The sequence below is a fragment of the Desulfospira joergensenii DSM 10085 genome, from assembly GCF_000420085.1.
GTDB classification, from domain to species: domain Bacteria; phylum Desulfobacterota; class Desulfobacteria; order Desulfobacterales; family Desulfobacteraceae; genus Desulfospira; species Desulfospira joergensenii.
The window spans coordinates 929,490-944,859 of sequence record NZ_ATUG01000003.1 but is presented as its reverse complement, the minus strand read 5'-3'; the positions used below and the strand labels follow the sequence as shown (position 1 = coordinate 944,859).

The following is a 15,370-nucleotide window of genomic DNA, read 5'->3' as shown; positions in this document are numbered from 1 at the left end:
TTGTTGCGGGGTGGAGCAGTCTGGTAGCTCGTCGGGCTCATAACCCGAAGGTCGTTGGTTCAAATCCTTCCCCCGCTACCAAAAAATTAAAGGCTCTCAGCAGAAATGCTGAGAGCCTTTTGTACTTCTGGTTCCATGCAGGTTCCATGTTGGACTTAAATTTGACATAAATTTTTTTTTATTTCTATTTTAGATGTTTCTGTAGGATTTGTTCTTTCTGCTCGTTCATTGTCGCTAATTCCGCTTCGATTTGAGCGATTTCTTTTTCGAGTTTTTCAGCTTTCTTGATTATATCTTTTTGTGAACCTTCCCCAAAAAACTGGAACCGTAATCAATTTTTTTCTTTTCAAAATCGACTTTCAGAACATAGTTATTATGGCTATATCCTTATCACCTTCTTGTGGCGTAAAACAGAGAAGTTCGATAAGCTCTTTTATGTCTGATTTCTTTATTTTCATTTATGCCGATTCCCTTGAAACATATTTACTTTTGTAAATTCATAACACATCTTTTGTATGAATTGGATTCCCACCTATATCGGTAGATGTTAATAGTTGTCAAGCCAGCTTCATTAAATCAATCATGGGAACCACTGCCGGTGGACCTTTCCCTTCGACCAACCTATTGTATGGTCGCTCTTTACAAGTCCGCTTATTGTTGATACGACCGGCTTACCAATATTACCTTTTCCGTGGAGGTGATCATCATGTCAGTTCCCAGATTATCTTGTTTGTTTTGTAAAAAAGACATTACGTTTAGCTATTCTGAAATTAGAGAGACGCTTTCATCACCTGATGAGAATGGGTACATCTGCCCTCGCTGTGGGGTTGTCAGTCTGCACCACGACACACGAGTTCACTTCAATCAGGCCCGATTTTCAAACGAGGATCTGGCAGCAATTAGTATCACATTGAGAAATGACTGGGAACGTAAAGGCAGAGGGATCCCCACTGAAAGGCAAAATTTAAAGTTTAATGATTTAACGCGTATCATCGCTCAGTTCAAACCCTTGGACCCCCTTGAAATGATGGATAACGCCTTACTCAACATTGACAGGAGGAATGATTATGTTGGTCAAGAACTTTCTGTCTATGCAAAGGATGATTACCCGTATTATTTCTGTAAAGAATCTAACGAAATGAGGGCGATCATTGGAATGCTATGCAGCGAAGGCTTTCTCTATGTGGAAAATGAATTAGAGGGGCATCTCAATGTTACAATTACCACCAAAGGTTACCAACGGCTCCGTGAAATCGAACGGCTCAACCTGGAGTCTAAGCAGGCGTTTGTTGCCATGTGGTTCAACCCATCCATGAATGACGCTTATAATTTTGCGATTGAGCCAGCCGTCAGAGAAGCCATATCAGGATTTCACGCACTAAAGATCGACAATAAGGAACACATTGATGATATCAACGACGCTATAATCGGAGAGATCCGACGTAGCAGATTCATGGTATGTGACCTAACTGGATATCGAGGAGGGGTCTACTTTGAGGCAGGATTCGCCTATGGTCTGGGACTGCCAGTTATCTATACGTGCCGTAATGATTGGGTCCATAGTGAAACCCTCTTGAATGCACCCGGGTACTCCCATTGAGCACCTGTATGACAAGAACGGTCAGGCCATCCGGGTTGGCAAGGAGGGCGTCCATTTTGATTTGAACCACCGGAACCGTATCCAATGGGACCCAGACAACCTGGAGGACTTCAAGGACCGTCTGACTAAGCGTATACGGGCGGTCATCTACTAATAACCACAAGAAAGGAGACGACAATTATGCCAGACATCATTGAACACCTTAAGAAAGGGACCTTCGAGGAACAATACTGGATACCAGCCCACAATGACCGCAGGGAGTCGAGTCTTTTTCGGAGCAACAAGAAGTTTATCCGTGATGAGTGTGGCTCCCCATGTTGGGTCTGTGGTTCTCTGGAACAGCGCGAGGTTCACCACATCTTTGAATGGTCGTTGTGGAATGCTCTGGATGCAACCAAAGTTACCAACATCCTCAACGCCATTGAGTTCTATGACGATGACTACACCAGCAAGGCTACCGAGGCTGACAAGCTAAGGGCCGAGATACGGCGGGTTACCGCTGAGAAACCCATTGTTGATACACCTGATGATATCCGTAATTTGGTTGTGTTCTGTCGTAAGCACCACCGGCTGAAACATACCGGCATTCACACCATGACCTTTCCCATCTGGCTCAGCATGGCGGCGACCCCTATTAAGAATGCTATATTGAGTCGTGAACAGATGTTAGCTGCAATGGAACGGATCAGGCATATTGATGAGGAACTTGCAGCTCTTGCAGAAAACAACTATACACCGCATCGGTTGTAAGGTCCATGTTTACTCTTCGTCCAGTTGTTGCTACGACTGCTTATCATTAAGATTCACCACTAACAGACCACCATTATGAATAAACCCCATGTTGACAAACTGCATTATCGGATGGTCATCAAGGAAAATGTTGACTATGACAAGGCCCCACCGGTTACCGCTGAGACCGACGCCTTCAAGATGACCGCCAGTAAGGACGGGGTGGTCTTCACAATGAAAGAGCATTACGCGACTGAGCGGGATGCGCGAGTAATAACAGACCCGTACTTGGAGAACTGGCGGCTTTTGATCGGACTGAAGCATGGTCCGGATGAGATAACCTTTAAGTTTGATCATACAGATATCATTGACCTTGAGGCAGATCCGAACGCAACCGTCATTCAGTGTCGGACGGCAGGAGTTGTGGTTTTCGGGGTGCAAGCGACGGTCCATGTCTCCCACATCAAATTCCCCGACCCGCCATCGGGCTTTGTAATCTCTCCCGACGTCCAAACTATGTATCATCGTTACATGTTATATCGGGAAGGTCGAGACCAACTGCCATCCATGGCGTACTTGGTCCTTACCGTTATCGAAATGACACGAGGTCGTGACAGAGCGGCTCATCATTACGGAATCAGCAAGCGGGTTCTCGACAAGTTGGGGACATTTTGTTCTCGTGGTGATCCCCAAGACGCCCGAAAAGCACCCAAGGACGGGGCGTTCGTGCCACTGGATGGTCGAGCCAAGGCGTGGGTCGAAAGTGCCGTCAAGCTGATTATCGAGCGGGTAGGGCTTATTGATGGTGGAACCGTTGGTCTGGAACCGATTACCATGGCGGATTTGCCACGGCTGGATTAGTGGGCTATAGGGTTTCGGTCGAGTTTGTTTCAGGGACCACACAAAGGCGTCACGATATGATTTTAAGTCGAGGGAACATCTGATCAGCTATTCTGGCATTAGAGCTGAATGTTTTGCATAAGTTATATTACCAACTACAAACTGTAATTTCCCACTATAGTTTTTACGGGTCAATCTATGGATAATATCTCCCCTAACATAGCTGGGAATCTCATGGTCTGTTAAGACTTCAATACTACCAGTCAGGTCAATTATCTCCATGTTATAGTCCAGGTTATATTCTTCGAGTACGGCTTCAATGTTCTTTTTAATCAAAGTTTGTCTGACTGCCGGACCTAAGCTTTTACGTGAGGTGGAGTTTGCCTGATCCTTGAGACTTTCCACCTGTTTAATCAAATAGGCCAGCTTTTGGTCCATGTCCGGCGCATCACTGGGAACTTCAGCTTGTTGACTCATACTGAAATAGCTCCATAAACTATTGGTGGTGCGCTCCATACAATTCTGTTGGTGAGACGTTAATTTCTCAATCTGTTTTGGTAGAACCCATGGATCAAAGCCACAAACATACTCGTGGTAATTAACGATGGTCGTATCAAAGGGGACCTGTTCCGATACGTTATCCCTGACCATAGCCACCGCTTTGTTGAGAGCAGTCCGTATTCCCAGCTCGAAAAAGACATTCGGATTAAGTATGCTCATGTCACAAAGGACCAAATCGGCGGTCTCTATATTCCGCACGATATCCCCGTGGATCACAGAGGCTCCCTTACTGATGGGAGGTATGGGCTCTAATCCTGCCTCCTCAATCGCAGGGATGAACAGATGGTCAAGGACATGCCGGAAATGATTGGTGTCGCCCTTGTAGAGGTCTACGTATTGGGCCGGGGTGGTGATTGGCATAATGATGAAACAAGTTGGGGATGCTTGCTGTTGTTCGGTCATGGGGTTTCTCCTTCTGGTTCAGACAAACATGCCTCGACAAATGCGACGCCTAAGTCAGTTATACAAACTTCATAGTATCCTTTATCATATGATGTTACTAATCTTTGTCTCATCAGCACATCAATTGAGTTGCGATAGAGCACTTCGTCGATTCCCACTGTCTTGATTATAAAGCCATAGGGACAAGGAAAAATAGTTGGAGAGTATCTGTTGTATTCGGTCCCAAATCTTTTAAATTCACGTTGAATAACGTCTGGATGATGATAGATGTCAGCCGTTCTTACTGCGGTTCCTAATGACTTAAACAACTCCCTCTTAGACTTGATCCAATTCTCATAGATAGCAGTCAAGACCTTCACATCAACAGGTTCAAGCTGTCGGATGATATCAACAAAAGCGTTTCGTGGAGTTTCACAATTCGGGTCAAGGGCCGTTACAAACAGCCGTGCCCATATGTCATGGAGCGTTTCGTCATCCTCAAGAGACGCATACTGAAAGATCGGAAGGGCCAACTTAGGTTTAATGGGCCGGATTGTAGCATCATTAAGCCCTCGTTTTCGGAGTTGGGCTTCGGCCTTGCCTATAAGCTGCAATTGTCGTTCCCACCGTTTATACTTGAGGGTGTCGGCCAGCATACCACAAGCGGCCTCAATCGGTTCGTGCATGACCCTTGCAAAGAACCCACCTATTCGGTCTGCTGCATCTATGGCCTTACCTGTAGTTTTAGCGACCTCTTGTGTGGCTTTGGCAGTCTCGACTATTTCGTTGGTCATTGCGGACCTTCAACGATAATTAAGTGGATCATAATCACGAACTCCCCGGTTGACAGTTGGTAACGGCGGGTCCTCAATCAGTTTAACTGGATACTTTGTTTGGCAATCATGGTTAGGACATTGATAATTACCAAGATCATCCCTACAATCTTGAAGGATCTGAGCTTCCCGTTTGGATACACAACTTGGACAAATATAGTGGGTTGGTTCACCCTTGGATTTATAAACAGTTGCGCCGCCCTCGGTTGTCACAAGATCATAGCTTGCCAGTTTGTTTTTCCATTCATCCCGGTTTGTCAGCTCGTTCTTAAGCTGTCTGTTTTCGTCCCTTAGATCAAGCAACGCCTCACGAAGCTGGACGTTTTTATCGTGAAGGTCTGACTGCTCAGCCTGGAGTTGAAGGGTTAGCGATTGGATTTTGTATAATTCCGCTGACACCTTGCGGTCCTGCACGCTGTTTGCCAGTTGTGTACTCAGGTCAACGATATCCTTAATTGTTCCCATATTGTCTCCTTATTTGATGGGCAGACCCAAGAGGTTCCCTATTGCTGGTCCGACAGCCTCCTGAAAGAACTTCCAAATGAGCGCCGCTTTGTCAGGAGCAAGGGCCAGGCTAACCGTGATCGACACAAGAACCCCAATAGCGGTATGTGTCCAATCAGTCCGTCCCTGGCGTTTGGCGGCATCCTCAAGGTAAGCCAGCTTGGATTCAACCAGGCGTTGGTGATCGGTGTTCAATTCCAAAGTGTCGGTGATTCGGGTGGTCAACTCCTTCAGAGCAGTACCAATACGTTCAACCTCGGCGTATGTGAATGGATCGTTGGGAATATCCTTTGCTATTGCTGGAGTGAAGGACTGGGCGTAACGTTGGGCTTGTGACCATAGATCGGGTTCGTTGAGTTCGTCTCGAAGTACTTTGAGCCAAGATTCCATATCGGATTCCATTAATTCTTCCCACTCAGAACGATATTCCGATTCTTCCTGACAGTCTGGTGACGGGAAGTAGCTCACATAATATGTCCCTGCCTCTGCGACTGACGAGTTGTCCAACCGATCTATCCGAAAATAACTGTCGTAATTCCTGTGTTTGAGAATTTGGGTGGTGGTCCAGAAAGTACCATCGGAGGGTTCCTCCTCCCATATAAAATCAAGAGGGTTCAAGTTGTAGCTTTCAATCCACCGTAAAATATCATTCTTTTGAGACCGCCATAGAGTCCTTTTAGGTGATTCAGGTGCCATATGTGTCATCCCATAGAGTTGTGATCGCTGGTGTCTGATTCTTTGTCGATCCCACCATATCCTTGATGGGGCTGATTGTCAAAGGATACAGCCAGTTGTGACAACAATATGTTGCAAAACACGATCGTTTCTGATTGTATGAGACCATCCAAAATTAATATGGAGGACCTTCTATGTCAATCAAATGGTTCAACGATGAGAACGATAAAGCGAAGAGTGGTACTAAGTCAGCCGTGCGTGCTCTCCAGGCATGGCAATATCTGATCGGTAAAGCATCAAATCGGCAGATTTCCCGGTACAAGAAATTAACTGAACTGATGGAGTATAATGGTGATAACAGGCCTGTAAGGCTTGCTTTAGGTTGCATCATGTTCTATTGCCAGCAGAACGATCTCCCGGCTTTGACTGTCATTGTAGTCAACAAAGAGGGGGTACCTGGTAAGGGATTCACAGCGGTACCACCGTCTGAGATTCCCAAAGAGCGAGAAAAAGTGTTCAGTTACCAATGGTACAAGCTGATGCCACCAACTGTGGAGGACTTTGTGGAGGCACGGAAAATACAAAACCAGGGGTAATCATGGACTTTGAGTCAATAAGGCAAAGCTATCGACCATCTAGGATAAAACTACTAATGATAGGGGAGTCTCCACCAGCAAGCGGTAGATTTTTCTATATCAACAGCCCAATGACTACCTATACGGCCCACGCGTTTGAGGCTGCATATGGGATTCACTTTCAGGACAACGCTGAGTTCCTCTCATTCTTTAGGTCATCCGGATGCTTCCTCGATGACTTGTGCCATACCCCAGTTGATAATCTATTGGGATCAGACAGAAAGCAAAGACGCTTTGAAAATATTGGGCCGTTATCACAGAGGATTCGACGTGCTGATCCTAAGGTTGTGGTCACATTTTTAAAATCCATCAAGGAACATGTCCAAGAGGCAATCATGAAGTCTAAGTGTAATCCGGTGTCTTACGTCCTGTTTTTCCCAGGTAACAGCCATCAAAAAAAGTATATGGATGGACTAAAAGAAATCCTCCAGAATCATTTGAGAGCCTGACGTGTGTTGAGGGGACTCGGGTTTACTGCATTGGTCGACCATCTGTAAGGTATCGGCTGGCCACACAACTCCTAACAAAAAGTCGTCCTTTTCCTGGACTTTTCGCTTGACAAAATGATCCAGAACCTTTACGCAAAAAGTCAACGATTGCTAACACCATGGCAACCATACGGCGACCAAATGGTCAAACATTACGAAGTGTTACGTCGGGAGAAGGACCATTGGCAGTCAAATCCTTCCCCCGCTACCAAAAAATTAAAGGCTCTCAGCAGAAATGCTGAGAGCCTTTTGTGATTTTTGCCGTTCAAAAAACAGAATCTGTTTTGATCCCTTTAATCATTCGTGTTTGACCGGTCTTTTCTAACAAGAGTTGATGGGAAGGGCGGAGAAATATGGAATCCTTTTTGCTGTGGAAGCGTTTATCGGAATTTTCAGTTTATTATGGATTCCCTTTGTTTTGGATAAACAGGTCCAGCCCGGCATTAAAGGAAAGGGGTAGCTGCCTGATCCATCCGGTTTTCACTATGGCGGGTGTCTATTGTCAAATAAATTTTATGTAATTCAAAGGATATACTCTTCCACCAATTCCGGAATTTTATGAATATTTTTGTTTGGTCTCCCGGAAATTGCCTATAATTAGATGCTCAGGGATTATACAAAAATCAGGAGAATAATATATTAAATTTACTCTTGCTTTTCGCCGCAGGAGATGTTTATCTCCAACAACATTTTTTATGATGGAGGCTGATCAATAAACTCCATTTACTATCGGGTATTAAAAGAAATTTTTACTGAGCCTGTAACATTCTGTATATTCTCATAAATTTAGATGTTATGCAGATTCTATGGAAGATGACACTATACAGATTCTGCCTAATATACTGTCGGAGAGGGAACATGAAAAAGAAAATCATTTTATGGATCTTTATCACATTCTTGGTCTTTGGAACATGCTGGGCAACGAAGCCTGAAATTCCATCGTTCCTGCCGGAATACTATTCAGCTCTTTTTGAGCTCGATGGACATCAACTGGTTTTGGTTAAACATTCCACAGCCAATAACGTTGATCAGTGGGTATATAATAGGGGAGATCTGTCTCTATCTTTATTAATTGAAAATATAAAAAGCGATAGACCGAGTAGCCGAGGTATTTTGAATAACATACTCGGATATTTAAATAAAGAAATGGAAGGCAAGAAAGGGGAGTTTGTTAAAATAACGGAGGAAGAAATACATGCCCGTATACTTGAAGCAGGAATAGAGAGAACCTTGTTTGTCAGCGCAGTTCCTGGAGCTATACAGATTTGGACCTATTCCACTAAACCAGGAACGGCACGCCAATTAGATGAATATCTTAAAACCATTAGGACTTTGGCAAACCGTCAACGATATACTGATGCTAAAGCGGAAGGGAATGTGTCCATGGGATTTTGGGGGCCTCAGATCTATGAGTATGCGTCCCATTTGCTTCAAAAAGGCGATAGAAAAGCGGCGCTCTCCGTTTACGAGGATCACCTCCGAACATCCCCATTCAATTATGAAGCTCACATTGATTTCCTGGAGAATTCTAACGATTCAAAAGTTGCAGCCAATAGCGCAAAGATTGTTCTAAAGAATGCCGAAAATTTAATCCTAATTGAGAAAGCGGCAAAGTTTTTAAAAACGAATCTGAAATCATTTAATTCCATCCCATTTTTAGAAAAGCGGGAAAGAGGGCTTCAACTCATTTTAATACCTATTGGGCGGTGTAATATTTGGCTATTGGAAGAATCCGCAAAAACATATGAAAATATAACTAAAATTCCAACAAAAATTCGTAGAATAAAAGAAGAATGGCCGCTTGGAGCCCCTGATCGTATACCATACCAACGAAGAGTCCAAGAGATCCTTGTTAAATTGAAAAAAAAGAATATCGATTTCAATAATTGGACGAAAGCAAGGTATATAGAAGAATTGATGAGTAGTGTGGAAACAGAAGATGCTTTATCCAAATATTATGTGAAAGATCTAATTGAAAAAATCAATGAGGGGAACGGGCAGTTTCTTGTTGATCCACATCTGGACTGGTTTCTCAAGACATTGGAAAAATATCGATCAGAGGACCAGCGCACAATGTATGTTGGTATCACTGAAGTCAACATTTACTCAGGAGACAACAATTATGTGTTCAGCTTTGGGACAACCGGAGTGTCATCTGGGGCCAGCATTCTCTCTTACCATATGATGCTCGCTGAGACTCTGTCAGAGGAGTATCAATCTAGACAGCGCTTAACGGAACGAATTGCTAAGGAACTGGTTCCAGCAAGCATAAAACAACTCGGGATCCCTCGCAGCACAGACCCTAGCTGCCCTTATTCGTATTCCGGAGGAGTTTCTCGGCTTGATCAAAAAACACTCATTTTGTCTGATGGCGTTAAAGAAGCATTGCATAAAATAAGGCTTCAACCATAGCTTAGAGCTGAGTACAAAAAATTTTCGTTCAAGCAAAACGTCAGGTACTTCAATGAAAATCAGATCAATACTTTTACTTTTTTTTGTTCTGCCACACTCTTGTCAGGTGTAATCCTTTTTACTCTGTTGAGCAATCAATGATTGAAAGGGGATATCGCTGATTTTGATAAAGCTATCGAATTGGCTCCAGAGTATTATGAAGCAAAGAAAATAGGCTCTCCTTTTCGAGGATTCAGCAGGAACCCATCAAAATTCGGTTTATAGAATAGCAAGCTTAGTCTGTAGGATTTACCCCGGCCGGCAGATTCGAAGTTAGATCACAGTAGTCTCACCTATTCCCAAAAAACTCGACAATGGCTGATCTGACGGCCAGGACCAGTTCTTCCATCTCATCATCGGTGATGATGTAGGGCGGGGCAATGACAAGGGCATCCCCGTTGGAGCCTGCAAGTCCGGTGGATTTATAAACCAGGTATCCCTTTTCAAAAAGCCGGTTCCAGATGCCTTCCGCGGTTTTTAAAGATCTTTTAAAGGGAGTTTTGGTCTTTTTATCCTCAACAAGCTCAATGCCCCATAAATATCCTTTTCCTCTGATATCCCCCACCTGGGGAAGGGGAAGCAGATGCCGGTTCAGAAGGCGGCCCAGGTTTTCCCCTTTTTCCTTGACCCGCTGAACCAGATTTTCCTTTTCCAGGATCTCCATCAGGGCCAGCCCCCCGGCGGCAGCCACAGGGTGATGGGTAAAGGTTCCCCCGTGCATGAAAGAGGCGCTGTTTTCCTTTATGGTTTGAAAGTGGTCTTCCTTGACCCCCAGGGCGGAAAGGGCGATGACCCCTCCGGCCAGGCCCTTGCCCAGGGTCACCATATCCGGGACAATATCCGTATGATTATAGGCAAACCATTCCCCGGTCCTGCCCATGCCGCACATCACTTCATCGAGGATCAGAAGGACATTGTGGGAATCACAGATATCGGCAATCAGGTTTAGATAGGCCCTGGGCGGAAAACAGGCGGCAATGGTCGCCCCTGGAACGGTTTCGGCAATAAAGGCCGATATGGTTTCCGGCCCTTCATTTTGAATGATCTCATCCAGGGCCAGCGCGCACCGGAGGCTGCAGGAGGGGTATTCAAGCCCAAAGGAACACCTATAGCAGTATGGGGCCGGGATATGCAGGCTCTCTTTGAGGAGAGGGGAAAACGGGGTTTTAAAAGCGGTTCTTCCCATGGCGGACAGGGCACCCAGGGTCAGGCCGTGGTATGATTTCCACCGGCCGATGATCCGGTGTTTGCTTTCATTCCCCTTTTCAATGTGGATCTGTCTGGCAAGTTTGATGGCAGCCTCATTGGCCTCGGAGCCCCCGGAAAGAAAATAAAACCGGTTAATGGAGCCCGGAGCCTTTTGGGCCAGGGCCGTGGCCAGATCTTCAACCGGCCGGCTGGTGAACATGGTGGGATGGATATAGTCATGGGACATGATCTGATCATAGACGGCCTGGGCGATCTTTTGTCTTCCATGGCCGGCATTCACGACAATGGCGCCTCCGCTGGCATCCATGTACCGCTTTTTGTTCTCATCCTCAATATAAATGCCCTGGGCTTTTTTTACCATGGGCAGCTCTATATCCAGCCTCCTTGAAAAGAGGTTGCCTTTGCTCTCTGTCATTTTTAAGCCTCTAATTTAAATTGTCCTGGAGTTTATTCCTTTATTCCATTGATAAAAGAGGTAATGGATCAGGGCCAGACGTTCTGCATTGACCAGGATAACAGTGCCCGAAGGGATCTGGTTCAGGTCAATGCGTTCCCCGGGCGTTGTCAGAACCGTGTGATTCACCGAAGCAATGAAAAACCTGAATCCCCCTTTGATCTCTTTTTCCTGCTCATCCACCACGATCCATTTTCCCTCCCGGGTTGTCCGATTGGAAACGGTATTGGGAAGGCCGGTTCCCACGGAGGTCATCCGGGTTTCCACGGCCAGAACAGACGGCTGTGAGGATATCTGAAAAATCCCTATGACCCGGGTCTTTTCCACAGAATGGCGATAGGTTATTGAAAACCGCTCTCCCGGATCCATTGAACCAAGAAAATAGATCCTATTGCCGCTGTCCGGAAGCCTGAGGGTTAAATAGTCGGTTTTCACAAGGGTCAGGGCAAGCAGAAGTCCTGCAGCCCCGGCAATGAAGATTGCCTTTTTCACACCACGCCTTCCATCCCGGGCTGCCCCCCTTCTTCCCTTTCCTTTCTGGCTTTCTGCCACAGGTAGATCAGAAACATGATCATGATGGCCGTTCCATTGACCAGATGATGGTTGATTTCAATATCCCCGATAAAGAGGCTGCCAGGATTGACCAGCAGAAAGGCAAGCCCGAGAAAGACGAGCCGTTCCCAGAAATAGGTCTTGGTGACCCAGTGGCCCTGGATAAAGATCGACCAGCAGAACATGCCGATGAGGCATATGGGGATCATATAGCAGAGTTCCCGGATACTGGTGTTGATCATGAGCAATTTGGTGTTGTAGATAAACATGAAGGGCAGGGTAAAGGCGGCAAGATCAAGCCTGAAACTTTTAAATCCGGTTTTCACGGGATCTGCGCCTGAGATTCCCGCTGCAGCGTAGGCGCACAAGCCCACAGGGGGGGTATCATCCGCCACGATTCCATAGTAAAAGACAAAGAGATGAATGGCCACGATGGGAAGGCCGAGGCTCAGATCCGAACTGATGGTCATGATGGCAGGGGCGGTCATTGCCGCCATGATGATATAGGTGGCCGTGGTGGGCAGGCCCATGCCCAGGATCACACAGGCAAAAACGCTGAAGATCAGGGTCAGCATCAAATTGCCCCCGGCCGCCTCTGTGATCAGGGTGGCCATCTTAAGGCCCAGGCCGGTGAGGGTGACCACCCCCACGATGATGCCGCAGCAGGCACAGGCCACGGCAATCCCTGCCATGTTCCTGGCACCGGTTTCAAGGGAGTCCAGCAGCTCCTGTTTTGTCCTTCCCATGAAAAAATAGTCTGAGTCGGTCTTATAGGAGAGAAAGGCCGGGTCCTGGCTGTCTGAACCGGTTTTTTCCATAAGGGGAAAGAGTTTTTTGGATCTGAGATAGTTATTTCCAAGGGCTGTGGCTCCTCCCACCAGAATGGACCAGGATGCGGCCGTGGTGGGGGTCCACCGGACGACCAGGAGCAGCCAGATCAATACGGCAAGGGGAATGAGAAAATGAACCCCGGAAAGAAATGTTTTCAAAAAGGGCGGGGTTTCCTCCTTGGTCAGTCCCCGGATATTTTCCTTGACCGCCTCAAGATGGACAATTGAAAATATGGCGGCATAGGAGAGAAGGGCGGGAATGAAGGCCGCCTTTACGATTTCTATATAGGGCACTCCGATGATTTCAGCCATGATAAATGCGGCCGCCCCCATGATGGGGGGCATGAGCTGTCCGTTGGTTGAGGCGGCCACCTCAACCGCACCGGCGGTGTGGGATTTAAAGCCGACTTTTTTCATCAGGGGGATGGTCATGGCCCCGGTTGTAACGGTATTGGCAATGGAAGATCCCGAGATGGAGCCCATGGCGCAGGAGGCCACCACAGCCGCCTTTGCCGGGCCGCCGCGGTACTTGCCCATCATGGCAAAGGAAAGGTTGATCAGGTACTGGCCAGCTCCGATTTTATCGAGAATGGCGCCAAAGAGAACAAAGAGAAAAACAAAGGTGGCAGATACCCTCAAGGGTACCCCCCATAATCCCTCTCCGGACATGAAGATATGGTCTACGATCCGTTTGGCCCTAAACCCACGGTGGCCGAGTTCTCCGGGCATATAAGGGCCGAAATAGGCATACAATAGAAAAATAATGCAGATAATGGGTAGAATGGGTGAGATGCTTCTCCGGGTGGCCTCAAGAACAAGAAGGATCAGGCAGGATCCTACAAGGATGTCGTAGGTGGCCGCATCCCCCACAGAGGTGACCACATGGGTGTAGTTGATATAAAGATAAATTGCACATCCCCCGCCAAGGAGGGCCAGGATGAGATCTGAAATGGGGATCCGGTCTGTTGGGGACTTTTTCCTGAAGGGATAATAAACAAAGCAGAGAACCATGGCAAAGGCCAGGTGAACGGAAAGCTGTTTGGATCCGGCCAGTTCACCGGCAAAACCCGTATATAACTGGAAAAGAGACATGGCAATGGCAATAAAGGAAATTACCTGTCCGATTTTTCCTCGAATATTCCTGGAACCGGTTTCCGATTCCTCCATGATGATCCGGCCCGATTTGATATTGTCCCGGGAAATATCCTTGTCCACTAAGATCCCTCCGTGCCCGGAAATAACAGAGATACCCGCCTGCATACCCCTTCCCGGGTTTAAAAATGTTCATGTGGCCGGACCGGGTCTGCCACCCCGTAGGTGGCAGACCCGGCCCTGTAATTGACAGATGGCTTGCTTATTTAATCAACCCTTTTTCCTTAAAGTATTTTTCTGCGCCGGGGTGAAGGGGAATCCCCATGCCCACAAGCCCTTTTTCCATTGCAATGTCCTTGAACTTGGCATGGGCTTTTTTCAGCTGGGGAAGGTCGGAATAGATGGCATTGATAATGGAGTATACAATGTCTTCTTCAAGCTCTGCGCTGGCCGCCAGCATGGCCATGACCGATACGGTGGGAATGTCGCTGTCGTTTTGTTTATAGGTCTTTCCCGGAACGGTCTGTTTGGCGTAAAAGGGATATTTTTTGATCAGCTTTTCAACATTGGGTCCTTCCACTGGGACGATGTCAATGGGGACCATCAGGGCCGTATCCATGATCACGGCAGCGCCCAGGGCAACCGTAAAAAAAGCGGCATCCAGTCTTCCGTCCTTTAAATAGTCTGCAGACTGGGAAGCGGTCAACTGCTCTGCTTTGGCCAGATCTTCTACAGACAGGCCCCAGGCTTCAAGAATCTGGGTGGCATTTTCAGTGGTGCCCGAACCCACAGGGCCGATGGCCACTTTTTTGCCCTTAAGATCGGCTATGGATTTAATATTGGAGTCTTTTCTTGCAACAATCTGAACATGTTCGGGAAAGAGGGTGCATACCCCCAGAAGGTTGGTAATGGGTTTATCAAACATCCCCTTCTTTCCATTGTAGGCATAGGACGCAATGTCATTTTGCAGGATGGCAAAATCTGTATCCCCTGCACCGATCAGTTTTGAATTGGCAACGGAGGCGCCTGAAGATTCAGCTGTGACCTTTATGCCTTCCTCTTTCAGATGTTTCCAGGCGATTCTTGAAATGGCACCGGCCATGGGGAAATAGGCTCCGGTCACCCAGCCGGCGGCAATGGAAACATATCTTCTTTTGGCCGCCTGAAGGGGGCCTGCCACCAATGTCAGGGTGAAGGCCGCTACAATGACTGCGATGATAAATAAATTTCTTTTTTTCATAAATACACTCTCCTCATCTAAAGATAGTTAAACTATTAAAACTGATTGCCGTCAACCAGTCCGGTGGGTCAGTTCATCCGGTAAACACATTTGTCCGGCAATAACGGGTCATGCACGTTTCTTTATGCCCCGCCGGGATCTGCCATCCCATGATCGGAACCTTGCATTGAATGATGGTTCCGGCCCGGTCTTTGGAGCGGTTCTGCGGGCCTTCCAGCCAGGGTTATTGAAAATCTGTCAGTTCCAGAAACAGCAATATGTATGCCTGAAAATTGTGGCAACCTCTTCTTTTTTCA

Annotated in this window: 14 protein-coding genes and 1 tRNA gene; 7 read left to right on the top strand and 8 right to left on the bottom strand. The window is 46.7% G+C overall.

Annotated features, from left to right (window positions below; translation table 11 throughout):
• Positions 1–4: 4 nt before the first annotated feature.
• From F608_RS0128500 to F608_RS0128475, 4 genes are all read left to right on the top strand, one after another.
• Positions 5–81, top strand: a tRNA-Met gene (locus F608_RS0128500).
• A 625-nt stretch (positions 82–706) separates the two neighbouring features.
• Entirely contained in the window at positions 707–1,600 is an 894-nt protein-coding gene (locus tag F608_RS35460) for a TIR domain-containing protein (protein ID WP_022669161.1), read from the top strand.
• A gap of 180 nt (positions 1,601–1,780) precedes the next feature.
• Positions 1,781–2,350: a hypothetical protein gene (locus F608_RS35455; RefSeq protein ID WP_022669159.1), complete on the top strand. Its 570-nt coding sequence runs from the start codon at positions 1,781–1,783 to the stop codon at positions 2,348–2,350.
• 75 nt (positions 2,351–2,425) lie between these two features.
• Positions 2,426–3,190 (top strand): hypothetical protein, encoded by a 765-nt coding sequence (locus F608_RS0128475; protein WP_022669158.1) that lies wholly within the window; start codon positions 2,426–2,428, stop codon positions 3,188–3,190.
• 87 nt (positions 3,191–3,277) lie between these two features.
• Here F608_RS0128475 and F608_RS35450 read toward each other — a convergent pair whose 3' ends face one another.
• From F608_RS35450 to F608_RS0128455, 4 genes are read right to left on the bottom strand one after another with little or no spacing between them, the layout of a single operon-like run.
• Positions 3,278–4,132, bottom strand: a complete 855-nt coding sequence (locus F608_RS35450) for a hypothetical protein (protein WP_022669157.1) — start codon at positions 4,130–4,132, stop codon at positions 3,278–3,280.
• Positions 4,129–4,905, bottom strand: a complete 777-nt coding sequence (locus tag F608_RS0128465; protein WP_022669156.1) for an Abi-alpha family protein — start codon at positions 4,903–4,905, stop codon at positions 4,129–4,131. The genes F608_RS35450 and F608_RS0128465 overlap by 4 nt, the downstream gene beginning before the upstream one ends.
• Before the next feature lie 9 nt (positions 4,906–4,914).
• On the bottom strand, positions 4,915–5,409 hold the full coding sequence (locus F608_RS35445; RefSeq protein ID WP_022669155.1) for a hypothetical protein: 495 nt from the start codon (positions 5,407–5,409) through the stop codon (positions 4,915–4,917).
• Positions 5,410–5,418: 9 nt separating this feature from the next.
• A complete protein-coding gene (locus F608_RS0128455; protein ID WP_022669154.1) occupies positions 5,419–6,144 on the bottom strand; it encodes a hypothetical protein in 726 nt (241 codons plus the stop codon).
• Between the two features lie 173 nt (positions 6,145–6,317).
• Here F608_RS0128455 and F608_RS0128450 point away from each other — a divergent pair, with 173 nt between their 5' ends.
• The 3 genes from F608_RS0128450 to F608_RS0128435 all read left to right on the top strand — a co-directional run bounded on the left by F608_RS0128450 (position 6,318) and on the right by F608_RS0128435 (position 9,658).
• Complete coding sequence (locus F608_RS0128450) at positions 6,318–6,719, top strand: hypothetical protein (RefSeq protein ID WP_022669153.1); 402 nt, start codon at positions 6,318–6,320, stop codon at positions 6,717–6,719.
• Positions 6,720–6,721: 2 nt separating this feature from the next.
• Positions 6,722–7,207 carry a hypothetical protein gene (locus tag F608_RS0128445; protein WP_022669152.1) on the top strand — a complete coding sequence of 162 codons (486 nt, stop codon included), beginning with the start codon at positions 6,722–6,724 and terminating at the stop codon, positions 7,205–7,207.
• An 897-nt stretch (positions 7,208–8,104) separates the two neighbouring features.
• Complete coding sequence (locus F608_RS0128435) at positions 8,105–9,658, top strand: zinc metalloprotease (RefSeq protein ID WP_022669150.1); 1,554 nt, start codon at positions 8,105–8,107, stop codon at positions 9,656–9,658.
• A 328-nt stretch (positions 9,659–9,986) separates the two neighbouring features.
• On the opposite strand, the gene F608_RS0128430 is transcribed toward F608_RS0128435, so the two are convergent.
• The 4 genes from F608_RS0128430 to F608_RS0128415 form a co-directional block, all read right to left on the bottom strand.
• Positions 9,987–11,321, bottom strand: coding sequence for an aminotransferase family protein (locus F608_RS0128430; RefSeq protein ID WP_022669149.1), 1,335 nt, complete (start codon positions 11,319–11,321; stop codon positions 9,987–9,989).
• Positions 11,322–11,336: 15 nt separating this feature from the next.
• Positions 11,337–11,852 (bottom strand): DUF1850 domain-containing protein, encoded by a 516-nt coding sequence (locus tag F608_RS0128425; protein ID WP_022669148.1) that lies wholly within the window; start codon positions 11,850–11,852, stop codon positions 11,337–11,339.
• Complete coding sequence (locus F608_RS33740; RefSeq protein ID WP_161626904.1) at positions 11,849–13,957, bottom strand: TRAP transporter permease; 2,109 nt, start codon at positions 13,955–13,957, stop codon at positions 11,849–11,851. Before F608_RS33740 ends, F608_RS0128425 begins: the two co-directional genes overlap by 4 nt.
• A gap of 139 nt (positions 13,958–14,096) precedes the next feature.
• Positions 14,097–15,074: a TAXI family TRAP transporter solute-binding subunit gene (locus tag F608_RS0128415; protein ID WP_022669146.1), complete on the bottom strand. Its 978-nt coding sequence runs from the start codon at positions 15,072–15,074 to the stop codon at positions 14,097–14,099.
• Positions 15,075–15,370 lie beyond the last annotated feature (296 nt).